The organism is Polynucleobacter sp. MG-27-Goln-C1 (assembly GCF_018881905.1).
Taxonomy (GTDB): Bacteria; Pseudomonadota; Gammaproteobacteria; order Burkholderiales; family Burkholderiaceae; genus Polynucleobacter.
Genome location: NZ_JACVPM010000001.1, coordinates 311,367 through 335,268 on the forward strand (window position 1 = coordinate 311,367; position 23,902 = coordinate 335,268).

The 23,902-nt window shown below is 44.7% G+C and carries 24 protein-coding genes; 20 read left to right on the forward strand and 4 right to left on the reverse strand.

Features of this window, described 5'->3' with window-relative positions; all coding sequences use genetic code 11:
• Window positions 1-64 precede the first annotated feature (64 nt).
• Both ICN14_RS01650 and ICN14_RS01655 read left to right on the forward strand, forming a co-directional pair.
• Entirely contained in the window at window positions 65-3,064 is a 3,000-nt protein-coding gene (locus ICN14_RS01650; RefSeq protein ID WP_216224367.1) for a PD-(D/E)XK nuclease family protein, read from the forward strand.
• Window positions 3,061-6,567 carry a UvrD-helicase domain-containing protein gene (locus ICN14_RS01655; RefSeq protein ID WP_370624793.1) on the forward strand — a complete coding sequence of 1,169 codons (3,507 nt, stop codon included), beginning with the start codon at window positions 3,061-3,063 and terminating at the stop codon, window positions 6,565-6,567. Before ICN14_RS01650 ends, ICN14_RS01655 begins: the two co-directional genes overlap by 4 nt.
• 8 nt (window positions 6,568-6,575) lie before the next feature.
• On the opposite strand, the gene ICN14_RS01660 is transcribed toward ICN14_RS01655, so the two are convergent.
• Together ICN14_RS01660 and ICN14_RS01665 are read right to left on the reverse strand one after the other, a co-directional pair.
• Window positions 6,576-6,923, reverse strand: a complete 348-nt coding sequence (locus ICN14_RS01660; protein ID WP_216224369.1) for a BrnA antitoxin family protein — start codon at window positions 6,921-6,923, stop codon at window positions 6,576-6,578.
• Entirely contained in the window at window positions 6,904-7,176 is a 273-nt protein-coding gene (locus ICN14_RS01665) for a BrnT family toxin (RefSeq protein WP_216224370.1), read from the reverse strand. Before ICN14_RS01665 ends, ICN14_RS01660 begins: the two co-directional genes overlap by 20 nt.
• A gap of 194 nt (window positions 7,177-7,370) precedes the next feature.
• Here ICN14_RS01665 and ICN14_RS01670 point away from each other — a divergent pair, with 194 nt between their 5' ends.
• Both ICN14_RS01670 and ICN14_RS01675 read left to right on the forward strand, forming a co-directional pair.
• Complete coding sequence (locus tag ICN14_RS01670; RefSeq protein ID WP_216224372.1) at window positions 7,371-8,198, forward strand: tetratricopeptide repeat protein; 828 nt, start codon at window positions 7,371-7,373, stop codon at window positions 8,196-8,198.
• A gap of 38 nt (window positions 8,199-8,236) precedes the next feature.
• Window positions 8,237-8,737 (forward strand): DUF1993 family protein, encoded by a 501-nt coding sequence (locus ICN14_RS01675; RefSeq protein ID WP_216133530.1) that lies wholly within the window; start codon window positions 8,237-8,239, stop codon window positions 8,735-8,737.
• A gap of 164 nt (window positions 8,738-8,901) precedes the next feature.
• Here the strand turns inward: ICN14_RS01675 and ICN14_RS01680 are convergent, their stop codons facing one another.
• The gene (locus tag ICN14_RS01680) at window positions 8,902-9,348 is read right to left on the reverse strand and encodes a hypothetical protein (protein WP_216224374.1); all 447 of its coding nucleotides are present in this window, start codon (window positions 9,346-9,348) and stop codon (window positions 8,902-8,904) included.
• A gap of 97 nt (window positions 9,349-9,445) precedes the next feature.
• Between ICN14_RS01680 and ICN14_RS01685 the strand changes: the two genes are divergently transcribed.
• The 15 genes from ICN14_RS01685 (at window position 9,446) to fabG (ending at window position 22,301) form a co-directional block, all read left to right on the forward strand.
• A complete protein-coding gene (locus ICN14_RS01685) occupies window positions 9,446-9,685 on the forward strand; it encodes a phosphopantetheine-binding protein (protein ID WP_216224376.1) in 240 nt (79 codons plus the stop codon).
• Window positions 9,686-9,703: 18 nt separating this feature from the next.
• The gene (locus ICN14_RS01690; protein ID WP_216863195.1) at window positions 9,704-10,948 is read left to right on the forward strand and encodes a beta-ketoacyl synthase; all 1,245 of its coding nucleotides are present in this window, start codon (window positions 9,704-9,706) and stop codon (window positions 10,946-10,948) included.
• Between the two features lie 12 nt (window positions 10,949-10,960).
• Window positions 10,961-11,683, forward strand: coding sequence for a beta-ketoacyl synthase chain length factor (locus ICN14_RS01695; protein WP_216224378.1), 723 nt, complete (start codon window positions 10,961-10,963; stop codon window positions 11,681-11,683).
• On the forward strand, window positions 11,680-12,456 hold the full coding sequence (locus ICN14_RS01700) for a 1-acyl-sn-glycerol-3-phosphate acyltransferase (protein ID WP_216224380.1): 777 nt from the start codon (window positions 11,680-11,682) through the stop codon (window positions 12,454-12,456). The genes ICN14_RS01695 and ICN14_RS01700 overlap by 4 nt, the downstream gene beginning before the upstream one ends.
• Window positions 12,431-12,691: a phosphopantetheine-binding protein gene (locus tag ICN14_RS01705; RefSeq protein WP_216224381.1), complete on the forward strand. Its 261-nt coding sequence runs from the start codon at window positions 12,431-12,433 to the stop codon at window positions 12,689-12,691. The genes ICN14_RS01700 and ICN14_RS01705 overlap by 26 nt, the downstream gene beginning before the upstream one ends.
• 26 nt (window positions 12,692-12,717) lie before the next feature.
• Window positions 12,718-13,233 (forward strand): septation protein IspZ, encoded by a 516-nt coding sequence (locus ICN14_RS01710; RefSeq protein WP_216224382.1) that lies wholly within the window; start codon window positions 12,718-12,720, stop codon window positions 13,231-13,233.
• Complete coding sequence (locus ICN14_RS01715; protein WP_216224383.1) at window positions 13,226-14,899, forward strand: AMP-binding protein; 1,674 nt, start codon at window positions 13,226-13,228, stop codon at window positions 14,897-14,899. Before ICN14_RS01710 ends, ICN14_RS01715 begins: the two co-directional genes overlap by 8 nt.
• Entirely contained in the window at window positions 14,899-15,633 is a 735-nt protein-coding gene (locus tag ICN14_RS01720) for a glycosyltransferase family 2 protein (RefSeq protein WP_216224384.1), read from the forward strand. The genes ICN14_RS01715 and ICN14_RS01720 overlap by 1 nt, the downstream gene beginning before the upstream one ends.
• A gap of 215 nt (window positions 15,634-15,848) precedes the next feature.
• Entirely contained in the window at window positions 15,849-16,547 is a 699-nt protein-coding gene (locus tag ICN14_RS01725; protein WP_216224385.1) for an acyltransferase, read from the forward strand.
• Window positions 16,540-17,148 (forward strand): outer membrane lipoprotein carrier protein LolA, encoded by a 609-nt coding sequence (locus tag ICN14_RS01730; protein WP_216224387.1) that lies wholly within the window; start codon window positions 16,540-16,542, stop codon window positions 17,146-17,148. The genes ICN14_RS01725 and ICN14_RS01730 overlap by 8 nt, the downstream gene beginning before the upstream one ends.
• A 130-nt stretch (window positions 17,149-17,278) precedes the next feature.
• On the forward strand, window positions 17,279-19,432 hold the full coding sequence (locus tag ICN14_RS01735) for an MMPL family transporter (protein ID WP_216224389.1): 2,154 nt from the start codon (window positions 17,279-17,281) through the stop codon (window positions 19,430-19,432).
• Window positions 19,425-19,973: a DUF3261 domain-containing protein gene (locus ICN14_RS01740; protein WP_216224391.1), complete on the forward strand. Its 549-nt coding sequence runs from the start codon at window positions 19,425-19,427 to the stop codon at window positions 19,971-19,973. The genes ICN14_RS01735 and ICN14_RS01740 overlap by 8 nt, the downstream gene beginning before the upstream one ends.
• Entirely contained in the window at window positions 19,970-21,130 is a 1,161-nt protein-coding gene (locus ICN14_RS01745; protein ID WP_216224393.1) for a beta-ketoacyl-ACP synthase, read from the forward strand. The genes ICN14_RS01740 and ICN14_RS01745 overlap by 4 nt, the downstream gene beginning before the upstream one ends.
• Window positions 21,127-21,570: a hypothetical protein gene (locus tag ICN14_RS01750; RefSeq protein WP_216224394.1), complete on the forward strand. Its 444-nt coding sequence runs from the start codon at window positions 21,127-21,129 to the stop codon at window positions 21,568-21,570. Before ICN14_RS01745 ends, ICN14_RS01750 begins: the two co-directional genes overlap by 4 nt.
• A complete protein-coding gene (fabG, locus tag ICN14_RS01755; RefSeq protein WP_216224396.1) occupies window positions 21,567-22,301 on the forward strand; it encodes a 3-oxoacyl-ACP reductase FabG in 735 nt (244 codons plus the stop codon). Before ICN14_RS01750 ends, fabG begins: the two co-directional genes overlap by 4 nt.
• 54 nt (window positions 22,302-22,355) lie before the next feature.
• Here the strand turns inward: fabG and ICN14_RS01760 are convergent, their stop codons facing one another.
• Window positions 22,356-22,724, reverse strand: coding sequence for a hypothetical protein (locus ICN14_RS01760; RefSeq protein WP_216224398.1), 369 nt, complete (start codon window positions 22,722-22,724; stop codon window positions 22,356-22,358).
• Between the two features lie 100 nt (window positions 22,725-22,824).
• Here ICN14_RS01760 and galE point away from each other — a divergent pair, with 100 nt between their 5' ends.
• Window positions 22,825-23,823 (forward strand): UDP-glucose 4-epimerase GalE, encoded by a 999-nt coding sequence (gene galE / locus ICN14_RS01765; protein ID WP_216224401.1) that lies wholly within the window; start codon window positions 22,825-22,827, stop codon window positions 23,821-23,823.
• The last annotated feature ends 79 nt before the right edge of the window (window positions 23,824-23,902 follow it).

Below are 23,902 nucleotides of genomic sequence, written 5' to 3' on the forward strand. Positions count from 1 at the left end.
TATATTAGCAATAAGCCACACTTTCTGCCTAAATACTAAAAAACCAGCCCTAGAACCACCCTCAATGCCGCATCCATTCCCAACCCTAAACGAGCAAAAGCAGCAACATGCTTGGGCAATAGCGCCCAATGCCAGTGCTCTGAAGTCGCTCGCCGAGGGTATCTGGAATTGTGCAAAGCAAACAAACCAGCGCCCCTTAGTGGTGCTAAGTACCGCAGGCCCATTAATGGGGGTAAGAGCTGCCCTGGAAAAGTATCGACCTAAAGATCTGCCTAGTCACATTGCCTTCCTGCCCCAAGTCATGAGTTTTAACGACTGGCTTGAAGCAGCGCCAGGCGCCTGGAAGTTCCCCAAGAAGCACACGGATCTAGAGCGTTGGTTATCTGTTTACGCCACTCTGCGCAAACATATGCAATTGCAATCCTGGTTTAAAGCAGAAACCGAGGCAGGTTCGTGGGGATTGGCCCAAGCCATCATCGCAGCCTGCGATACCTTATCGAACTCTATAGCGCCCAGCCTTCAGCAAGAGCTAAATCGATTGATCTCAAATCAAGAAGAGCTTGCTACTCAAAATACGCAATCTTGGATCGAGACCCTGGAGCCATTATTGGATCGCACTATTGGGCAGGCATATCCAGTACTTGCAAGAAAAGTAGTGGATCAAGAAGCGCAAGTACTTCTGACATTTTGGAGATACATCACCAGCCCAAGTGATCCCGCATTCAGAAAGCAATTTGCTATGGCCGCCTATCTGGAGGCTGCTAAGAAAAATTCTCAAGCAAATGCAAAACTTTTAAATACAAGACCTTTGATTTGGGTAGAGACTGCAGACCCAACTCCGATTGATAAACGGCTTATTCAGGGATATTTAGCGGACTATGCGCAGTTCGCACCAGCAGTTGAGGTGACGATGAACTGGGAGTCAGTCGCGCTCTGGACAGAAGCCTTCAATCCCAGCGTCCCTGAAGAGCAAAAGCTGCAAGCTATCCAAGTCAATATTAGCAATGCGCATCCAGAGCATTGGAATCTGATTGCCGCCAAGCGATTTGAAGAGTTGGCATGGGCAACAGCTAAAACCATTGAGCAGCAGTTAATAGATGGCAAAACCAACATCGCCCTGGTAGCGCAAGATCGCCTCGTTGCCAGAAGGGCGCGTGCATTACTGGCACGTCTTGGACCATCACTCAAGATTCAAGATGAAACGGGTTGGAAGTTGTCCACCACCAGAGCAGCAGCAGCGCTCAATAGCTGGCTCGAGTTATTGCGCGCTCCATCTGAGGGGCCGAGTGCAGCTGATCTATTGGAGTTTTTGCAAAACCCATTCTTAGATCTTGGAAAGTGCCTTAACCCCAACAGTACGCGTGACGCAGAATCTTTAAATGGATTGGTAGCGCAGCTTGAAGATATTTTGATTGCTAGCCAGGCTAAATCTGGCTGGGAGACTTTCCACATGGCGATTGAGGGATCGGTCACACACGGCTCCGCTGCACCTAATCCACTTTTGCTAGAGCTGCTGCAATCCATTCGTGGTCGTCTCAATCGTTGGCGTGGAGTCAAAATCAATTGCGCTCTAGCTCATCAATATCTGATGGATGACCTTATTCAAATGGGAATGACTCAGGGCTTAGAAAAAGATTCTGCTGGCAAACAATTGCTTGAGCTGCTGGAAACATTTGATTTTGATGTTGAGCATCAGCAAATTTCGATGCGCCTCAATGAATGGCTCAGCCTATTAAAAACAGTCATTGAAGAATCTTCATATGAAGAGAAGGGCGTTAGTGCTGCAGCTAGCCTGAGCATCTTGCCGTTGAGTTCTACCCGCTTTAGAGAATTTGAATCTGTGGTCATGGTGGGTTGTGATGAACAGCAACTTCCTGCATTTTCTGAGCCGCCATTATTTTTCTCGGATGCTTTAAATCGACTCTTGGGTGGATCCAGCATTGAGGCTCAGTTTATTCAGCAGGCGCGAGATCTCTCTCAACTGCTCATCTCGTTCCCCAGCGTTGATCTCCTTTGGCAAAGTAAGAGCAAGAGTGGGGAGCCGCTGAGGCCTTCGGCATGGATTCAGAGGCTCCAAATTGATTTGCCGAATTGGCAGGCGCAAAATGCCAGTACATTATTTGCGCCTCGCAGTGGAACTTCGGCTCCATCCCAAATGGCGATCGCAACATTGGATTCAGATTTACCAATGCCAGTCTCGATGAGTCCGAGTGCTTACAAAGCATTACGTGACTGTCCATATCGCTACTACGTGCGCAGTTTGCTAGGTCTACGTAAGCTCAAAGGCTTTGAAGAGGGCTTTGATGCCTCGCTAGCTGGACAAACTTTGCATAAGATCTTGCGTAATTTCTATCACGCTATGAAAAGCGAGGCGCAAAAATCTGCCTCACCAATCACCATTGATCCAGAACTGCGCCGAGCTTGGATGCAAGATCAGTTAACGCTGATTTCAGAACAGGTCTTCAAGCGCTTAATTGAAGGTGATGCCAGAGTTTTGGGTGTCTTGAGAGATTGGCAAAAGCAAATCCCAAGTTTTATTCAGTGGCAGTTAGATCGTGAGGCTCAAGGTTGGCAGTTCTACGACGCTGAAGTAAAGGTCGGCTTTGATCTGCCATTCACTGATGTAGATGGAAATGAGCGTCACATTCGTATAGAGGGTTATGCGGACCGCTTTGATGTGAGCACCCATGACCCTAAGGCTGCAGCAGTGATTGACTATAAGAACCAGAGTCTCACTAAAGTTGAGTGGCGATCCGAGGTGGTTCTGGATGATCCGCAGCTATTAATCTATGCCAGAGCTTCTAATGAGAGCAAGAAGATCCCTGGGCGCGTAGTGAATGCAGCTGAGTGGGTTGCTTTAAAGGCCGATGTAAAAAAAGGTGGGGATGAAGCTGAGCGTTCTGTAGTCATTTCAGAAATGCCAGAACTCATGCAAGAATTTTCTGAGCAAATCACTGAGGATGTGCAATCTCTCTGGTCCGGAAAGCCGCTCAAAGCATTCGCACCGGATAGCGTTTGCCAGTATTGCGAAGCTAGGGGTATTTGCAGAAAGGGGATGTGGTGAGTAAGTCTACGTTCCCAGTTGATGTTGCTTGCGATCCCAATCGTTCAGTGATCGTGTCCGCTTGCGCAGGCAGCGGCAAGACTTGGTTGTTAGTCACTCGTATGACTCGCCTACTTTTAGCTGGTGCCAAGCCTCAAGAGATCCTCGCGCTCACCTTTACCCGTAAAGCAGCGCAAGAGATGCGTGATCGACTTTATCGCCTGCTAGAGGAATTTTCACAATCGAGCGATGAGCAACTGATTGGGCATTTAACTGAGCGTGGCCTGAGTGCTGATGAGGCGAAAGCATTGTTGCCTACTGCCAAGTCCCTTTATGCCAAAGTTCTGGCAAGCCCGCAAGGCATTGTGATTGATACCTTCCACGGTTGGTTTGGCAGGCTTTTAGGTGCAGCGCCAATCTCAACTGGCATACAGCCGGGCTTTAGTTTGCGCGAAGATGCAAAGCGTTTGCAAGATGAGTGCCTAGATGACTGGTGGGGCAATTTACCCGAAGGTATTCAGGCGCATTACGACACCTTGTTAAAGGCACTTGGTGCAAGTGAAACTCAGAAGTTCCTGATGAGTAATTACAGTCTCTTTAAGCAAAGAGGGGCTTGGACATTCTTCTCGCAAGCATGCAAAGCCCATGGCACTTCTCCTATTGAGAAACTCACAGCTGATTTGCCTAGACTGAAGATTGACAATCCACTGAATGCAATGTGGAATGCCATCAACGCAAAAGCAGATTTAGAGTTTCTACATCGTTGCTTTAGTAATAGCAGCGCTACAGAAATGGCCTATGCGCCGATTATTCAAGCCGCCATCAATCTCAAGGTTAGTGGTGGGGATGTGATGGAGATCGTTGCGGTATTGCAGTCCGTATTTTTGACCCAAGACGACACCAATCGCACCTCGAATGACAAAGCCGCAGGCGACCTCAAGAAACATCTCAAAAAAGAGGGTGAGCTAGATCGCGAACTAGAGCATGTCACTTATAAACAAGCTTGGGCAACGGCTTTCTTGGAATTTGTTGCCTGGAATAAAGAGCAAGAAGCCTTTGCGCTAAATGAAGCTTGGTTTGCCATGAGCGCCGCAATGATGGATCACGTTAGTGCGACCAAAGAATCGATGCGTGTACGCGACTTTGATGATCTGGAGATCGGTGTCGGTCAGTTAATGGCGGACTCCGCTAATGCAGCCTACTTACAGTCGAGGCTAGATGCAAAGTACAAACATATTCTGGTAGATGAGTTCCAGGACACTAATCCCTTGCAGTGGCAGATTCTGCGGGCATGGCTAGAAGGCTACGGTCAGGATGAATCTAAGCCTACCGTCTTTATCGTAGGAGATCCTAAGCAATCGATTTACCGATTCCGCCGCGCTGACCCTAGATTGTTTAATGATGCGCAGGCTTTCTTAGTAAAAGAAATGAATGCAGCCGCATTAAATCAAAATACTACCCGCCGTAATGCGCCAAAAATTAACGAAGCAGTAAATCAGATCTTTGGCACTGAGCAATTGCCGGTGTCATATCCATTTACCGCCCAAAACACTTTGTGGAAAGCGCCCGCAGGAAGTGTTGCGGATGCATCGTATTCAAGCGAAGGTGAAGCCTATTTATTGCCTTTAGTGAAATACGAAGCCGAAGAGTTGGAACAAAGAGCCGGCAATGCCTTTGAAGAGGCGATTGTGGATGCTCGACAAACTGCTGATATCACTCAGCGCTACGTTGAGGGCCAGCAGGTCAGCGCATTAATACAGAACCTCATCCAGACGCGCCCTGTAGTTGATCGCGTCAATGGTAAAGAAGTCTGGCGCAAGGCTAGAGAGAGTGATTTTTTATTATTGGTGAAGCGCCGCAAGTACCTCCCACAATTTGAGCGCGCTCTGCGTGAGGCAGGTTTAGCATTCGAGAGCTCAAGACTGGGTGGATTACTCAATACTCTAGAGGTTGACGATCTTATTGCGCTCTTAACGATCTTGGTAACGCCGCGCCACGATTTGCCACTCGCGCAGGTGTTAAGAAGCCCGATCTTTGCGTTCACCGAAAGCCAAATGCAAGCCCTCACCAAGGCAATGGCATCGAATCAATATCGCTCTTGGTGGGATGCTTTGCAAGATAGTCCAGATGCAGGCTTGATACAGGCGGCGCGTTATTTAGAGCATTGGCGCGTGCTAGGTGAGCGCTTGCCAGTACATGATTTGCTCGACCGCATTTATCAAGAAAGTGATTTACGTATTAAATACGCGAGCGCTTCTCAAGAGATTGCCCGCGCACAAGTCTTAGCAAATCTCGATGCCTTCCTTGAGTTAGCACTCAATCAGGATGGTGGCCGTTACCCAAGTTTGGGTCGCTTTATTGAGGAGATCAACACCATCCGCCGCGGCGACGATGATGAAACTCCGGATGAGGGTGATGTTGAAGCGGAAGCAGATCTTGTTGAGCTCGATGAAGAGAGCGAGTTATCTGAGGAAGATAAAAATAAGCGCGTTCGCATGATGACGATTCATGGGGCAAAGGGCCTGGAGTCACCATTTGTCATCATGCTGGACGCTAACCACACTGAAGGCAAGGCAGATCATCGCGGTGTCTTATTGGATTGGCCGCCCGAGAGCGAAAGTCCTAGTCATTTGTCGATGTACACCTCGGCCACCTTAACCAATCCCCGCAGTGAAGTACGTGAACGGGAATTGCTCATAGCTAAGAATGAGAACTGGAATCTGCTGTACGTTGCAATGACCAGAGCAAAGCAGGGGCTTTGGATTAGCGGTGTGGCAAAAGCATCCACTGCAAAAAATCCTATAGGTCTAGATGAGAAGTCTTGGTATGGCAGAGCGATGCTAGGCCAATTAAACATTCTTGAAGATCAACCCGCACCAATAAAAAACCAAATTCCAACTCCAACAGGTCAGAAGACAGTCAATTCAAGCAATTTCATGATGGATGACTTTGAGGTTTCCTGGGGTGCCGCTAAAGCGAGTTATGAGCAGCTGCTCAAAGATATTGAAAGTGGTGTGACACTTGAAGTCTTCCAGGATGATGACGGCGCACCAGATAACTCCAAAATATTGGAAGAGGGCGTGCATTTTCACCGCCTACTAGAGCACCTCACCCATCAAACCGGGGCAACAGCTCCGGAATCCATGAGCGCAGATCAAATAGCTCGCTGGCTTGGTATTAGTAATGAGTTAGCAAGCAAAGCGCTAGACCAGGCGACGACTGTTCTTAATGCAAAAGCGCTCCAGCAGTACCTCACAGCAAATCAGTGGGTACAGGCCTGGAATGAGATTGATGTTTTAAGTCTGGACGGCAGAAGCTTCCGCCTGGATCGCTTAGTAGAGTTTGAGGATCACTTGGTTATTCTCGATTACAAGCTCACCATTCCTGAGGAGGGTAGCGAAGCCCACAATAAATACCGTGCACAGCTCAATAACTATAAACAAGAGCTAGCCAGAATACGTCCGGATAAGCCTGCTAAGACCTTCTTAATCTCTTCAAAGGGTGAGATTCGAGAGGTGGTCTAAGAATTCTCTTAGGCAGCAATTTTGAGTTTGCTGGAAATTAAATTGCCTTTGATGATTTTTTTCTCAACAGCTGATATGGATTTAGCTTCTTTTTTAATTTCACCCAGCACCTGATTGATGAACGTTTGCCACCCTTCGCCTTTAGATTTATAAAAATCTAAAACATCCTTATCGATCCTCAGGGTAACCTGCTCTTTGCTTCCACTGCCTAAGGGCCTACCGCGACCGCGAACCATAGTGGGTCTGGCTTTCTCCCACTCTTCATCGGTGAACGGGATAGAGTCTGGGTCTGCCATTGCGGCTTTGGTGATTGCGGCATCTTCTGCGGCGCTATGTCTAATTAGTTTTTTCTTCATAGGTATTCATCTCGCGGTTATTTGCTCTTCTTAAGCTGATCATTCTCACGCTCGTTTTTAGCTCAACATAAACTACACAATGCAGGCGTTTATTAATTAGGGCCAACGCTACACGCCTTTCCTCGCCATAATCTTTTCTGTGATCAACCCAGCTAATAGCTGAGTCCCAATCAATAAGTTCCGCCTCGGAGAGTGACAAACCATGTTTCGTAATATTGGAATCATTTTTAGCCGAATCATAAGATAATTTCATCGGAAATATTGTAGTTACGTTAAATCATATCAGCAATGAATTTATATGGCTACAAAAATTAAGGGCATTCAAGTCTTAAAGAAGTGGTGCGCCCCTTGAAATCCAATCTAAAGACCCTATATAAGTAGGGAATAGCAAAAATCCCCAAACTAGGGATAATGAAATTCACACGAAACATCCTACAAGGGGTCCTGATGAAAATTCGTAAAGTAATTAATGTATTCGTTGGCGTATTTACGGCAGCGCTACTGTTAACTAGCAACGCAGCATTTGCCGAGGCAACTTTGCCTGAGGTATATCAAGCTGTGCAATCTGGGCAGATGGCTAAAGCTGATGCCATGATGCAAGAGGTTCTGCAAAACCATCCTAATAGCGCTAAAGCACACTACGTAGCTTCTGAGCTTTACCTTAAAGAGGGTAAGTTAGAAGCGGCGCGCAATCATTTCATCAAAGCGCAAAACTTGGCGCCTGGTTTACCGTTTGCCCAACCTGAGTCTGTACAAAAACTTCAGATGCAATTAGCTAGCACTCAAGTTGCGCCTGCTGCCAGTCAGACATCCATTTTTAGTAATCCACTCTTTTGGGGCCTGATTGCCATCTTGGTGATTGGCGTCATGATTGTGATGAGACGTCGTAAGGCAGAAGCAGTGCAAGTCTACAACGCACCAAGCGCTGGTTATCCTGGTACTCCAGGTGGCCCAACTGGCTATCCCGGTGGTCCTGGCGGTCCTGGTTACCCTGGAGCACCAGCAGGTGGCATGGGTAGCGGTTTGATGGGCAGTCTGGCAACTGGTGCCGCATTAGGCGCCGGTATGTATGCTGGTCAAGCGCTAGCAAGCAATCTTATGGGTGGTCACGATAACGGCCATTCCAATGCCGGCTCTAACCCTAACTTGAATCAGGTTAGTGGCCCAGCATCTTTAGATCCAAACTTTGGCGTACGTGATGCCAGCTCTTGGGATGATGGTGGCGCTAGTTCATGGGATGACAGTGGTGGTGGCGATTTCATGAGCGATGTTTAATTCGCTCTCAGTCCAGTAATTTATACAAGAAAGTATTTATGGCAATCTCCATGTACCAAGCATCGGTTCCTCAGTTAAAGAAAATGCTGGTCAACCTGACCACTATTTTGACGAAGGCTGAAGAGCATGCAGCCGCAAAAGGAATCGATGGCAAGGTCTTGGTGGAGGCGCGCTTATTTCCGGATATGTTTCCTTTGGCCAAGCAGGTGCAGATTGCTTGTGATCAGGTGAAGTTTGGTTTGGCGCGTTTGGCTAGTGTTGAAGCGCCTAAGTTTGACGATACCGAAAGCACGCTTGCTCAATTAAAAGAGCGCATTGCTAAAACAATCGCTTTTATGGATAGTATTAAGCCAGAGCAGATTGACGGCACAGAAGCAAAAGAGATTAAGTTCTCGATTAAAGAGTGGAGCTTTGAGTTTGTGGGTGAGCAATATGTACTCACTTGGATCATTCCAAACTTTTACTTCCACGTTACGACGACTTACAACATCTTGCGTCACAACGGTGTTGAACTTGGTAAAGCGGATTACCTCGGCTAATGGAGCGAGTAATAGAGATCATCGAAGTGGGGCATGCCTGGCTGTATCGGGCAAGTATCTACACTTCTAATGCATTCTTGGATGATCCGGCCATACTGGCATTTGCATTCTGCTAAGAAATAACTAAGCAGCTTAAGTAAATAAAAACCACCTTCTGGTGGTTTTTATTTAAGCGGTGCAGGCTCAGTAACTTTGCCGTTGTAAATATTTCCAATGGTTTCATTGACCATCTCAACAGGAGATAGGCGAGTCAGGGACGTGTGATATGAGCTAGCCGTTGCCATTGGGAAATCGGTTTTGGGATCTCGCACTGTTACTGTTAATTGGAGAAGATACATAGTGATATCCCACATCCATTTATCCACATAAGTAATTACTGCATCAGCATTGCTTGGTGCGGGTCCATCACCATTACTAGCTTTTACGCCTCTCAGACGCAAGTTGTCCGCAATTAAGGTGTCAATCCGCTCTTTATCTTTTGGTTGGTGGACAACGTAGATTGTCTTTAGCGCTTGCATATCCGTCGTTGGGGCAACTGTGACTGACTGCCTATTAACGCAGGCACTTAATAGAAGGGCTGAGATAAGAAGGGCTAGGGATCGCAATTTCATCAAATTCCTTTATGGAGGTTAAACTTTGAATTCAAGCTAATTAATTCCAATATAGCACTAAGATTTATAATCATGAGAATAATAATATTGGGTAAATATGAGCAATATCGCACTAGAAACGATGCAAGAATTACTTCATGAGCGTCTTGGTATTGAGAAAGATAAAGTTTCGCTAGATTCCTCGCTGGATGATCTTGGTATTGACTCGCTCATGCAAATTGAATTACTTTTTGATTTTGAAGACAAATACAAAGTCAAAATACCTGATATCTCAGAAAAGCCAACGACAATACGTGAATTGCTCGCAGTCATTGAGCCATTCATTCCAAAATCATAATTAACTGAGATCTTCATCATGAAGAGACGGGTTGCTATTACCGGCGTTGGATTGGTTGATCCACTAGGTAATTCTATCGGTAGTTTTTTCGACCGCACTATACGTGGAGAGTCGTCTATACGCCATTACTCTACAAACGATATCCCCGTCCCGATTTCAATCCCTGCTGTTTATTGCGCAAGTTTTAATGGTGATGAGATTCTGGGTAAACCCAGAACCATTTCTATGGATAAGTTTTCGCAGATGGGTTTAGTTGCAGCGTTTGACGCTTGGACTAATGCCGGTTTTGATATTAACGATAGATCGCATAAGCCTGATATTGGCGTCTCTTGGGGTACAGCTCTTGGAGGAACCCGTATTTATGAACAAGGCTTAAAAGAGATGTGGCTTAACGGAAGAGAGCGTTTGCCACCGCTATCGGTAGTGATGGGGATGAACAATGCCTGCTCTTCGCATATTGCCATTCAGCTTGGGCTTGGAAACTCCTCATTAAGTTATACAGTTGCTTGTTCATCAGCGTCAGCTGCAATTGGCGAGGCTTATAGAAGAATTCGTGATGGCGAGGCTAATGCTATGGTTGCTGGCGGATCTGATACGCCGCTGATATATGGGGTAATACGCGCCTGGGATGGTATGCGCGTGCTCTCTCCAGGTGATGAGGAAACATCCCCCAATGCTTGCCGCCCATTTGACAAAAGTCGCTCAGGCCTTGTCCTGGGAGAGGGGGCCGCAGCACTCATTCTTGAGGACTGGGAGCATGCTGTTGCTAGAAATGCTCCAATCATTGCGGAGTTGGCTGGTTATGGGGCGAATTGTGATCATGCAAATTTAGTCAAACCTGATCCGAATGGACAGGTTGCTGCTATTTCTCTAGCCCTAAATGATGCCGGCATTGCGCCTGAGGATATTGGTTATATAAATGCTCACGGTACCGCAACTGTAGAGGGTGATCCTAGTGAGATTGAGGCGCTTAGAACGGTATTTGGAAATCGAGCCAAGGATTTGGCTGTCAGCTCTACTAAATCGACGCATGGTCACCTGATGGGTGCGTCTGGAGCTATAGAGGCTGTAATTACTATTCTCTCCATTAGGAATGGAATGGTTCCCCCAACGGCTAATTTGAAAGATATTGATCCCGCTTGCGAAGGGGTGCGTCACATAAAAGTCGGCGATAACAATAAGTTAAATCTGAAAGCGGCAATATCAAACTCATTTGCCTTTGGCGGTAGTAACGCAGTTTTAGTATTTAAATCTGCTAATTAGGTCGGCAACTGAATGAATTCTTCTGCTAAATTTGGGCTTAAAGCTTGGTCGGCCTGGAGCTCATCCCTAAGAACTCAAGAAGAATGGTTGTCATGGGCTAAGAATCCCTTTACGCCCAATGGTGCAGACAAGCCAAAGGTGGAGGGAATGCAGCCAATCAATCGAAGAAGATTGAAACGTCTTGGTAGCATGGCCTTAGAGACTGCTTATAACTTACCGGACACTAGTTCCCCAATTATTTTTTGTAGCAGGCTGGGCGAGTCTGAGAGGTGCTACGAGTTGCTCAAGGAGTTAGCGGAAACCGGTGCTCTATCACCACAATCTTTTAGCTTAGCTGTTCATAATGCAATCCCCAGTTTGTACACGATAGATAAGAAGATGCACTCAAATGTTCTTGCCATATCTTCTGAGGCGGGGGTATTCTCGGCCATCATTGAGGCGCTGGGGTTGTTTGCATGCGGCGAACAGATAGTGCGCATCATCGTTACTGAGGAAGCTGTATCTAACGAGTACAGGCAATATTGCGACTTTGCCGATGAATCTTACGCCTATGCCATTGATCTTGTTCCGACGGGAAATATGTCACTCTCATTTTCTGGGAATGAGCAATGTAGATTAGTTTCTGCTGAGCTATCCACCAACCTCCAGGCGTTTCGATTCTTATTATCTGACGATCGTTTGTGTGAATGTGCCATTGGCAGGACCTCTTGGATGTTAAAGAGGGAAGGGCTTTGAATCGCTACTGGCGCATTTTTGCGACCGGCCTTTCATTCACCATATTTGGGCTCGGCGGAGTATTGCTGACTTTCGCTTTAATTCCCATTTTGGTCCTTACGAATGACAGTGAGTCCCGTAGAAAAATCGGAAAGATATTGCTCAAAAAATCATTTCAATGCTTTTTATGGGGTATGCAGTTTTTAGGCGTAATGAATTTAGAGGCAAAAAACATGTATCGCTTGAAATCAGGCGGGCGTTTAGTTCTAGCAAATCACCCCAGTTTGATCGATGCAGTTATATTGATTGCGTTAATCGAAAACCCAAATGGAATTATTAAGTCCAGCTTATTTAATAACCCATGTATGTATGGTTTAGCCAAAATAGCCGGGCTAATGCGTAACGTTGAGGGTCCAGAGTTAATTAGAAAATCTATAGAATCTATAAGCGCTGGTGATAATTTGATAATATTCCCCGAGGGAACCAGAACAAAGGTTTTGGGGGAGGCTGTTTTTAAGCGGGGGGCGGCCTACATAGCATTAAAAGGTGGTTTTGATATAACACCGGTATTAATAGTTACCTCTGAGCCAGTTCTGAGAAAAGATCATAGTTGGTACAAGGTGCCATTGAGTAAGCCTGTATTCACTGTTTCCGTGATGGAAGAGATTAAGGTTGCCACAAAAGTTGGGTCTGGTGATGAGCTTATCTTGGCAACCAAAGAATTAACTGAGTACCTAGAAGAATATTATTTGCACGAACTAAGAGAATATGAGCGACCTGGAATTAGAGATTAAGAAATTAATCATAAGTAGTTTAAATTTAGAAGACTATCAACCAGAGGATATCTCCTCTGAAGAATCGCTATTTGCTGATGGTCTTGGCTTGGATTCTATCGACGCTCTGGAGCTGGGGGTTGCTCTTCAGAAAAAGTATGGACTTGAGTTAACAAACGTAACAAAAACTGAAGGAAAGCATTTCTATTCCGTTGCAACTTTAGCTAAGTTCGTTGCTGAAAATAGAACAAAGTAAGTTCTTAACTTAATAAATGGAAGTCAATGGAATTTCTGCTGGCAATTTTGCTGCCAATATCGATCTGGGTATTCAAGTTTTTCGGGATACCGTTTTGGGTAGCCGGAATTTTTCTTATTCCCCTCATTTTCCTTAAAAAAAATCCCTACTGGGGCAAGGCTCTCGCACTTATAGCTTTAGTTCTTGGCTGCGCTTCTTTATTGCTACAGACTCCTGATTTTGTCTACTTCTATCCAGTAATGGTGAATGCAGTTCTATTGTTTGTATTTGCTTCAAGCCTATATAGACCGCAGACTATCGTAGAGAAGATTGCTCGATTACGGGATCCTAAATTCTCCGATCTGGAGATTCCTTATGCAAGGAAGGTTACGCTTGCTTGGGTATTATTTTTTGCCATGAATGGTTGCGCAGCATTTATTACGGTCTTACTAGAAGATAAGTTTTATTGGTCTATCTACAACGGTGCAATTTCATATGGACTGATGGGGCTCATGTTTGCTGGAGAGTTTTATTGCCGTAAAAGGTATATAAAAAGTGCTTAGCCATAAACTATCGGTCTTGCTAGTCAGCGGTCATGATGACTTACTCATTACTGATGATGGCATAACCCTTGGCAGACTTAAGGGCGATGTAGCAAAGGCAAGGGGGTCCATTAAGGGTATCCCCAATACAGAAATTGCTTTATTTCATTCTGATGCTTATATCTTTCTGGTTTGGTTGCTAGCAGCCTGGCAGGAGAGGCGAAAAGTGCTGGTCCCCGTTGATAAAAATATTGCAATTAGCCCTGGGTTTTCCAGCTGGTTCAAACTCGGTGAGTTTGATGAGCCGGATCTAATCGGGTGGGACGCAAGTACTCAAGTCGACAATTCAGAATTTATTGAAGTTGATTCAAGCTTTGATGCATTAGGAGTCTTTACTTCGGGATCAACTGGCGAGCCGGTACTAATAGATAAAACGTTGCGTCAACTTGAGAATGAGGTAGATGCTCTTGAGTTCACATTTGGTGAGAAGATCGCAAAGAATGTTGTGTTTTATAGATCTGTGAGTCACCAGCATTTTTTTGGAATGCCTTTTGGTGTCTTTTGGGCGGTGTCGCGAGGCTCGACGCTGTCCAGGTTCGCGATCAAAGGCGGACATGAGTGGAATACCTTAAATCAGCAGGTATTCATAACTAGCCCATCATTTTTAAAAAGTATTGCAGATACAACTGCTCAGCATAAAAATATTGGCCCTGGGATTCAGTCGATTTTTAGTGCTGGAGGAATTCTTGAGGATTCCATCTTCTCTACAGTCAATGCAATTACAAAAACTAGGGTTGTTGATATTTACGGTAGCTCTGAAACTGGACATATTGCCTGGCGAAGTTCACCCGCAATGCCTTGGCAAGTTCAGGCGGGAGTGGAGTTTAAAAAGCCAGTCGAGGATGTGCTGCAAATTAAATCCAAGTTTTGCCCTAGCGATGACTGGTTCCCTACATCCGATTTAGCACGCCAAAATGGCAATTCTTTTGAAATCCTTGGAAGGGCTGATCGAATTATCAAAATTGAAGGCACTAGGGTTTCCTTAAGTCAGCTTGTAGCGTCTATTAAGGAATCTAGCTTTATAGAAGACTGCCTAATTAGCGACATAGAGAACGGGAGAAGAGCCCAATTGGGCGCAGTACTAAAGTTAAGCCCTATAGGCCTTAAAACTCTGGAAGTCGATGGAAGATTGCGATTAATTAATAGCCTGAAAGAGTTGTTGCGAGGCAAAGTCAATTCAATTGCTATACCAAGAAGGTGGAGATTTGTAGAGGAGTTCCCAAAAAATAGTCTGGGCAAGGTTTTAAAGGCAGGCTTAGATGGCTTATTTTCTGAGAAATTAAAGGCTCCCATCATCATCAGTCGTCAAGTTGAGGAAAATTCTATTGAATTAGTTTTAGATATGCTCAAAAGTCTAGATTGCTTTAACGGACACTTTGATGGTTTCCCGATTGTTCCTGGCGTGGCATTAATCGAATGGGCAATTACCGCTGCAGAAGGACATTTGGTTAAAAATCAGGTCTTCTCGGGTATGTCTCAAGTGAAGTTTCAAAAATTTATCAAGCCGAATCAAATAATTCGCCTCAGATTGGAATTGAACCCTGAGGCAAAGAATCTAAAATATCAATATCACAGTTCCGATACTGTCTATTCCAGTGGCATTGTGAAGTTTAGGAGCGCGGAGTAATGAATCTTTGCGTTCTGATACCGTACTACAACCATCCGGATGCTATTGGATCCGTGGTTAACCAGTTACTGCCTTACAAGCTCAATATTATTCTTGTTGATGATGGAAGTGGGGAGCAGGCAAAGCAAAGCCTATTACCTCTGATTCAGTTGCCAGGAGTGCAGTTGGTAACTCGTGCTCTTAACGGAGGCAAAGGAGCTGCGGTAATCTCTGGAATGAGGGAGGCGCTAAAGCAGGGTTACACACATGCATTTCAGGTAGATGCTGATGGGCAGCATGATTTAACAAAAATTCCAGAGCTAATTAAGCTGTCTCAACAGAATCCCGAAGCAATTATTTCTGGAATGCCTGCATATGACGAAACGGTACCTACTAATCGGAAGTTGTGGAGATATGCAACGCATATTTTGGTTTGGATCCATACACTTTCGTTGGAAATTAAAGACTCGATGTGTGGATTTCGCATATACCCCCTGAGAAAAACTTTAGAAGTTATCGATTCCCGAGATAAGTTCGGGCAGAGAATGGATTTTGATATTGAAATACTTGTTAGATCCCAGTGGGCTGGTTTGCGAGTTGAGCAGATGCCGGTAGGGGTGCGGTATCCCATTGATGGGGTATCCCATTTTCAATTGTTTAATGATAATTTTTTGATAACCAAGATGCATTTCAGGTTGTTTTTTGGAATGCTAATAAATTCACCAAAACTTCTTTTTAGAAAGTTTGTAGCTTGATACATTGGGCTGACATAAATGAGGTCTCGGCCTCCTTTGGACTGAAAATCCTATTTTTCATATATAGGGTTTTTGGGAGGGTGCCTGTATTAATTATTCTTTACCCTGTTATTTCATGGTTTTTTCTAGCCAGTAGGGTTGCTAGAGAATCATCTCGAGATTATTTAAGTAGGCTTTATGTATATAGCGGATGTAAGTCTCCAAAGCCAAGCTCATTGAATGTCTTTAGGCATTTATATGCATTCGGTGAGTGCATTCTAGATAAGTTGATTATTTGGAGCGGTCGAATTGATGATCTTCCTTATTCATTGGAAGGCTTGGAAGAATTTCATTCTCACGCTAATGCGGGGCATGGCGCGGTTGTTGCTGTGTCGCATTTGGGAAATTTAGATTTTTGTAGGGCTATTGGACAGTTGTACCCCGATATTAATTTGACTGTTCTAGTGCATACAAGTCATGCCGTCAAATTCAATCAGCTTTTAAAGTCGATCAACCCTGAAAGTGCGTTAAATATTATTCAGGTATCTAAATTTTCGATGCATGATGCAATGCTCTTATCTGAAAAGATTGAAAAGGGTGGCTTGATAGCAATAGCAGGTGATCGCGTTCCTTTGTTGTGGGGAAATACGGTCACCGTGAATTTCATGGGCTCTAAGGCTGAATTCCCCGTTGGTGCATACATGCTGGCCAAAACCTTAGGGTGCCCTCTATTTTCATTAATTTCAATTAAGGTTGGGGAGAAGTACGAGCTATCCTGTTGCACAATTTCCGAATTAGGTGGGGAAGATAAATCAGGGTCGATTCAAGATGCTGCGCAAGCCTTTGCTAATAGGTTGGAGGAGGGATGCTTAAAGTCTCCTTTCCAATGGTTTAACTTTTATCCTTTTTGGCAGCGAGGCGTCAATCATGAATAGGATTACCAAGAGCTTCATGGTCCTTATCTTGTGTTTAGTTGCCGGTTCTGTTTACGCTGATTCATTAGTAACTCAAATTAGTGCTTTAGTCAGCGCATCCCCTACGGTCCGCGGAAAGTTTGCCCAAAGCAAAACTCTTTCAGGCGTCAGTAAAAAGTTAAATTCTGAGGGATTCTTCATCGTTGACAAGGGCAAGGGAGTTGTATGGGTTACGGAGAAACCTATTTATCAAACCCTTAAAGTATTTGACTCAGGAATTCGCATGGGAAATAAGAGTGGTGTGTTGATGAATTTGGACGCTCGCAGCGAGCCATCGGTTAAGTACATCAACGAATTGGTCCTAGCTATTTTTTCTGGCGATATGAGTGCGCTAGAGAAGTTGTTCAATTACTCTGGTGAAGTAACAGCCAAAGACTGGAATCTTCAATTAACACCTAAAAACACAGTCTCAATGCCTTTTAAGAAAATTTCGATTGTTGGTAGCTCTGCAATTAGCCGTATTAGCTTCGCATCAAAAGATGGCGACTTAACGGAGGTGATCTTTTCTGATGTGCGTTTAGCACCAGCTCTTAGTAACGATGAAGCACTTCAATTCCAGTAAGGCCCTAGCGGCCCTTTTTCTTTCTGCAACCCTTGGGTTTGCTATTTGGACAGCTTTTAACCTCCAACTTATTTCTACTCGGTTAGATGGTAATGTTTTTTCGCTGCTTCCAAAATCAGAGCGAAATGTTGTGGCCGAGGAGTTTATTGACCGTGTAGCCAAAAATGGCGAAAGATCACTGGTTGTACTATTGAGTTCAAGCAAGCTTGAGGTATCTATAGAGGCGGAAAAAACGTTCAAGTCCTTAATTGAGGGCTTGGCTGTCAAGAGCGCACCTCCGCAAGATGGCTACTCTGAATACGTATCCAAGCTTCTATCCCATAAGTCCGGACTGCTCACTCCGGATGACATTGCGCAGCTAGATAGTCAGGCAGCACCTTTTTGGCTTGATAAGTCTAATGCGATGGCTTATTCCATGGGTAATTCGCTCATTCCCTGGAAGGATGATCCCTTCGGCCTGCTGGGTGATTGGCTATACAGACTAGGTGGCGTGACTAAGGTGAGGCCTTATGGCGATGGTCTGGTTGTTGAGAGGGCGGGAGTCTCTTATGTCGTTTTGCCTATGGAGATTAATGCCTCTGTGGATTCATTGTCTGCCCAGGTTGTTCTTGCTGATGCAATCAATGCTGCGATTAGGGGGACCAAACTCAAGCACCAAGGAGTGGACGCTCTTAAGGCCGGGGTTATTTTCTTTGCCTCTGACACTTCAAAATCAATCGAAGCAGATATTTCATTGATTGGATTAATTTCCGGCATCTCCGCATTGCTTCTGATAGTTTTTATCTTCAGAAGTCTTTATGCGGTTGGATTTGTTTTGCTAACTGTCTCGATTGGTTTTATGTATGCCGTCCTGGCATGTTTTTTCATCTTTCCAAAAGTCTATATTTTGACGCTAGCTTTCGGCACAAGCTTAATAGGAATGTCTGTTGACTATTGCCTATATTGGCTAACCGCTTCAATTGAAGACAATAAAAATCCGCTTGAGAGAAGGCGCTATCTATTGCCTGGAATGTTCCTGGCTTTAATTACAACGGCAATAGGTTACTTTTTGATGGCCATTACACCATTTCCGGTGTTATCTCAGATGGCGGTTTTTTCTATAGCCGGTATATCGGCCGCTTGGTTAACCGTAGTTCTGATTTTTCCACACGTCAATAAATTACGTTTTAGTGCGGGCAGTTCTTTTGCGCTGGTTCATTTCATTCAACCCAAAAATTATCGAATTGCAATTGCAGCTCGAAAAGTGATTGTTGCTGCAATGATCCTAGTATCCCTTTATGGTATTTTTTTCTCACGCTCCAATGACAATATTAAATCTCTAGCAAGTTTTGATAAGGAATTGATAGCTCAGCAAATAAAAACTTCAGAGATTCTTGATTTACCAAGTCCATCTCAATTTTTTATTGTTAGCGGATCTACTGATGAGGAGGTTCTCAATAGGGCTGAGCAGCTAACTCATCAGTTAGACAAATTTGTCGTGGATGGGGTAATTACTGGATATCAGTCATTAACCAGGTTTGTTCCATCTACTGCTACGCAAAACATAGCAAGTAAGGCATACGCATCCCAGGGCAGGGCAAATGCTACAAAGCAGATTGCTAAGGAGTTTGGCATGGACCCAGCCTGGGCGCAAAGCCAAAATCAAATCAATGCGCCGCTAACAATTAATGAGATACGGGATACCCCTCTTTACAATAGGTTGTCTTATCTTTGGTTTGCGTCGGATGCATCATCGATTAAATCAACCGCAGTTCTATTAACTGGGGTTAATAGTGCAGAAGCGGTAGGAAAGCTCTCTAAGTTGGCGGAGCCGGACATATTTTGGGTTGATAAACCCCAAGAAATTTCAGATGTATTCGCTAGATACAGAACCATTTTTTCTTATGTTGTTGCACTTGGCTACTTATTAACATTCGTGGCGATTTACTTGAAGTACGGTAAGAGTGCTTGGAGGGCTGTTTTGCCTCCGATTTTGGCAACTTGTCTTACTCTAGCCATTCTCACTATAGCTGGTGAAACAATTACACTCATGACTGTCATTGCATTTGCCTTACTTCTTGGCGTGGGTACTGATTATGGAATCTTCCTCCTCCAGTATCCTTCTGATAAGAGGGTGCTGCTATCAATATCAATTGCAGCATTGATGACCTTAATTTCCTTCGGCAGCCTTTCTTTGAGCTCCGTTCCGGCAATACATAGTTTTGGTATTGCGCTACTTTTCGGTGTTTTAATATCTTGGTTGCTAACTCTATTTTTTGCCAAAAAAGTTGATACAGGTGAGTAATCATTTAATTATTCGTTTGCTGGGAATGCTCCTCACTGTCCTTGCATTGAGCTCATGCTCTACTGTATTTCTGAACGACTCTGATGGCACAAGCCTTAATGCATTAGGTGAGCCACGCATCCTTGAGATGCAAATGCATTTAATAAGGGGGTCTGACTCCTACACAATGGATCTTGTAGTTGAGGTGCGTAAATCTGGCTTAACGGTGGTCGGATCGTCATTTGGGGTTCGAGTATTTACGCTTTCATATGACGGTGCCGTTATAGCGGAGGGCACTGGAGCTGGTTTGCCATTTTATGTGCCAAATCAGTTGATTCTGGACGATGTCATCTTGGCGCTTTCCTCAAGGCAATCTTTGGAGTCTAACTTGCCAAAGAACTGCCAGCTAGTAAGGGATGGAGATGTCGGGAAGATATACTGTGACGAGCGGCTCTTGGTAAATATTACGCACCAAAAGACTGCCAATAAAAACAATCTTGTTTTGGTGGAGAGATTCCAGCCAGAATACAAAGTTAATTTCGTTATAAGTGAAGTTAAGTGACTATTTATATCAATAATTATTCGATTGTTAGCCCATTGGGTTATGGCATCGCAGAAACTCGTAAAAACCTCTTTTCTGGCATTAGTCCGGGGATGATGAAAACGGAAAAATATAGCCCCGGAAGATCGCTTTTTTTGGGGTTGGCTGGCGATCAGTTGCCCGATCTAAGCTTAGCGCCTATAAAGCATCGCTCAAGAAATAACCAATTACTTTTAGCGGCCCTTCAGGGGATTGAAGATAGTTTTTATCTGCTATCAAACGGGGTGGATAAAAGTCGTATAGCTATTGTGATTGGTTCAAGCACTTCGGGTATTTCCGGGGAAGAGGACGCCTTCCCTTATTTGATGGAAAACAATAAATTTCCAGAGACATTTGACTTGGCACAGAGATTGTTTTGCTCGCCCGCCAATTTCCTTGCTGATAGATTGGGCGTTACTGGAATTGTGCATGGAATATCAACGGCATGCACATCAAGTGCTAAAGCAATTACCAGCGGTGCCAGGCTATTAAAGTCTGGGATGGCGGATTTAGTGATCGCCGGTGGAGTTGATACGCTATGTAAATTTACTGTTGCGGGATTTACTGCGATTGAGTCTGTATCTGCCGATCGTTGCAATCCCTTATCACTTAATAGATCTGGGATAAATATTGGAGAGGGCAGCGCATTGCTCTTAATGAGTCGCCAACCTGGGGATATCTCTCTTTCAGGATGGGGTGAGAGTTCTGATGGTCATCACATCTCAGCGCCAGACCCAAGTGGTTTTGGCGCATCATTGGCAGTCAATAATGCGCTGAAGATGTCAGCCAAGGAAATTGACCAAGTTGAATATATAAACTTACATGGTACGGCTACACGGCAGAACGATGCAATGGAGTCTCGACTTATTGGCACATTAGGATTTAAGTGCCCTGTTAGTTCCACTAAGCCACTCACTGGACATACGCTTGGGGCTGCAGGTGCAATTGAGGCCGTAGTTTCTTGTCTTACTCTTGCTGGTGATGGACGACTACCCCCTCATATTTGGGATGAAGTGCAGGATCCCGAGTTGCCAAAACTCAACATTGCGGGTAAATATGCAAGCCCACCTAAGGTTGTTATGACTAATAATTTTGCATTTGGTGGCAACAACACCTCCCTCATTTTGGAAGCAGTTTGAACTCTAAATTAACCGAATTGCTCCCGCATGCATTACCAATGCTTTTGGTGGATGAGCTGATTTCGAGCACTGATGATTCTGCTGTTGTTGCAGTAACTATTAGGAATGACTATCCATTTTCTGGGGATAGTGTTGGCACTTGGGTTGGTCTGGAGTTGATGGCGCAGTCAGCGGCTGTATTGTCAAAACTGAGAAAGCAACAGAAATCTGAAAAGCCTTCGCTGGGATTCTTACTTGGTAGTAGAAGTTACGCCGCTTACATTCCTAAGTTTTCTCCTGGCCAGCAGGTTTTGGTGGAGATTCGATTGGATCCTGAAAGTCTAGGGCAGGCCACGATTACCGCTTCAGGTGCCATTAGAGATACCTCGGGACAGTTAATTTGTGAAGGCGTTCTCACCTTGTTCGAGCCGAATGATGATGCTTTATATTTATCCAAATGAAACTAAATAAAACCGTTCTTATTACCGGTGCAAGCAAAGGTATTGGCAGGGCTATTGCTTACAAATTGGCTGCTGAAGGCTACGACCTAGTACTTCATTGCAGATCTAGCATGAGTGAATTGGAGTCATTGGCTGGCTCACTTCAAAAAGAATTTAATACCGATTCATCTCTTTTGCAGTTTGATGTTTCGGATAGGGCGGCATCTAAAGATGCCCTTGAGAATTATTTGGCGAAAGCTGGTGCACCCTATGGCGTTGTTTGTAATGCAGGAATTACTGCTGACAATGCATTCCCCGCGATGCTTGGTGGGGAATGGGATAGCGTTATTGATACAAACTTAGGTTCTTTTTATAACGTACTTCATCCCTTGGTTATGCCCATGGTTTCAGCTAGAAGACCGGGAAGAATTATTACCATGTCATCTGTTTCAGGCGTAATGGGTAACAGGGGGCAAGTGAACTACAGCGCCTCAAAGGCTGGAATTATCGGCGCAACCAAGGCCTTGGCTATTGAGCTGGCCAAAAGGAATATTACCGTTAACTGTGTAGCGCCGGGACTAATAGAGACCGACATGGTTTCTCAAGAGCTTGCTGATGCTGCCATAAAGAGTGTGCCAGCCCAGAGAATGGGTAAGCCAGAAGAGGTGGCTGCAGCCGTGAGTTTTTTGATGAGTGAAGGGGCTTCGTACATCACTCGTCAGGTAATCTCCGTCAACGGCGGAATGATTTAGGACTTGCGAGCCATAAGGAGGAGGGGTTGCCCCTCGCTCCTAAGTGCATCCTGCTTACTGTGCAGCTCCTTTTTTAGCTTTCTTTTCTTCTTCTTTTTGAATTTCTTTCATTACTTTTTTGCCGTACTCAGAATTCACTGGACCCTGGCATTTGAAATCTAGATCAATGATGCTCGTATTGGGTGAGGCTGGATCAACCCTTAAGTTTTCCTTGGTCACTTCAATTCCATTGGCACTCTTCTCGGCGCAGAATTTTTCAGCATGCTGGTAAGCGCGCAACTTTACTTTAGCGGCATCCCCTTGGGCTACGTTGATCGTATAGGCGCCATCACCCTTAGGTAAAACACCCGTTGTGGTAGCGCAGGCAACAACGAACAAACCTGTCAACAGGATGAGAATATTTTTGGCGTTAGAAAACTTCATTTTTACCCCCTAGAGTTATATTTTTACAAAATCTATATAGGATTATTGTATGTTAAATTTCTCTTAATTTTTGTATATAACTTAGGTGCTTTTGCTAGATATGATTCTTCTGACCGGCGCCACTGGCTATATAGGCTCTCATCTCTGGATAGAGCTCCTGAAGGGGCCCACCCCAGTTCTGGGCTTGGATAACCTCTCCAATTCTTCTGCTAAAACTCTGGATGTTATTGCCGCCATCTCAGGTAAGACCCCGGCATTTATTAAGGGTGATATTAGGGATGTTGAACTGCTCGAGGACGTATTTTCCAGAAACTGTATAACAAGCGTTATTCATCTTGCTGGGCTGAAGGATGTGCAAGAGTCCGAAGAGAGGCGACTTGAATACTTTGATGTCAATATTCAAGGTTTCAAAAATTTACTCCAAGTAATGCGAGCACATAGTTGCTTGAAAATAATTTTTAGCTCCTCTGCGGCTATATATGGGCAACATGCAATATCGCCAATCTTAGAAGGGGTTAGCGCAGCACCTGCCAACTATTATGGTGAAACTAAATTGGAGGGGGAGCGCCTTCTTGCCCAGGAATTTAATAAGCACCCGGCAATAAGCTCTGTGAGCCTCAGGTATTTCAATGTCGCAGGAAAACATGCGTCTGGATTATTGCAAGATTACGTATCCTCAAATGCGCATTCTCTTTTCGCTGAGATTGAGAGTGTTCTACTGGGTCGGGCAAGTGCGCTATCTGTATTTGGCGATGACTGGGGCACTCCAGATGGAACATGTATTAGGGATTATTTGCATGTTTCAGATCTTGCGCAGGGGCATATTGATGCCCTCGAGCTCTTGGGCGGTGTTGATAAGTGTGCTGCATTAAATCTTGGGCTCGGTATTGGCCAGAGCGTATACGACGTTATTTCCACCTATGAGCGCATCACTGGCAGCTCTATACCTAAAGTTATAGCTGCCAGGCGGGCGGGCGATGTAGGGGTAAGTTTTGCTGATACTCATTTAGCTGCCGAGTTAATGGGCTGGAAGCCGAGAAAAACCTTGTCTGATATGTGTAGGGATAGCTATCAGTCTTGCACTAAGCGCTTGAGCTAGCCCCCTTAAAAAGGGGTCAAAAACCACGTTTTTGAAAAAATAAGGCCCGGGTATTGAAATACTGTATGGATATACAGTA

Bases quoted from the DNA above. Each gene is read 5' to 3' on its own strand.
- ICN14_RS01650 (WP_216224367.1), top strand. From the start codon at position 65: ATGCCGCATCCATTCCCAACCCTAAACGAGCAAAAGCAGCAACATGCT.
- ICN14_RS01660 (WP_216224369.1), bottom strand. From the start codon at position 6,923: ATGAAGAAAAAACTAATTAGACATAGCGCCGCAGAAGATGCCGCAATC.
- ICN14_RS01665 (WP_216224370.1), bottom strand. From the start codon at position 7,176: ATGAAATTATCTTATGATTCGGCTAAAAATGATTCCAATATTACGAAA.
- ICN14_RS01670 (WP_216224372.1), top strand. From the start codon at position 7,371: ATGAAAATTCGTAAAGTAATTAATGTATTCGTTGGCGTATTTACGGCA.
- ICN14_RS01675 (WP_216133530.1), top strand. From the start codon at position 8,237: ATGGCAATCTCCATGTACCAAGCATCGGTTCCTCAGTTAAAGAAAATG.
- ICN14_RS01680 (WP_216224374.1), bottom strand. From the start codon at position 9,348: ATGAAATTGCGATCCCTAGCCCTTCTTATCTCAGCCCTTCTATTAAGT.
- ICN14_RS01685 (WP_216224376.1), top strand. From the start codon at position 9,446: ATGAGCAATATCGCACTAGAAACGATGCAAGAATTACTTCATGAGCGT.
- ICN14_RS01690 (WP_216863195.1), top strand. From the start codon at position 9,704: ATGAAGAGACGGGTTGCTATTACCGGCGTTGGATTGGTTGATCCACTA.
- ICN14_RS01695 (WP_216224378.1), top strand. From the start codon at position 10,961: ATGAATTCTTCTGCTAAATTTGGGCTTAAAGCTTGGTCGGCCTGGAGC.
- ICN14_RS01705 (WP_216224381.1), top strand. From the start codon at position 12,431: ATGAGCGACCTGGAATTAGAGATTAAGAAATTAATCATAAGTAGTTTA.
- ICN14_RS01710 (WP_216224382.1), top strand. From the start codon at position 12,718: ATGGAATTTCTGCTGGCAATTTTGCTGCCAATATCGATCTGGGTATTC.
- ICN14_RS01720 (WP_216224384.1), top strand. From the start codon at position 14,899: ATGAATCTTTGCGTTCTGATACCGTACTACAACCATCCGGATGCTATT.
- ICN14_RS01730 (WP_216224387.1), top strand. From the start codon at position 16,540: ATGAATAGGATTACCAAGAGCTTCATGGTCCTTATCTTGTGTTTAGTT.
- fabG (WP_216224396.1), top strand. From the start codon at position 21,567: ATGAAACTAAATAAAACCGTTCTTATTACCGGTGCAAGCAAAGGTATT.
- ICN14_RS01760 (WP_216224398.1), bottom strand. From the start codon at position 22,724: ATGAAGTTTTCTAACGCCAAAAATATTCTCATCCTGTTGACAGGTTTG.
- galE (WP_216224401.1), top strand. From the start codon at position 22,825: ATGATTCTTCTGACCGGCGCCACTGGCTATATAGGCTCTCATCTCTGG.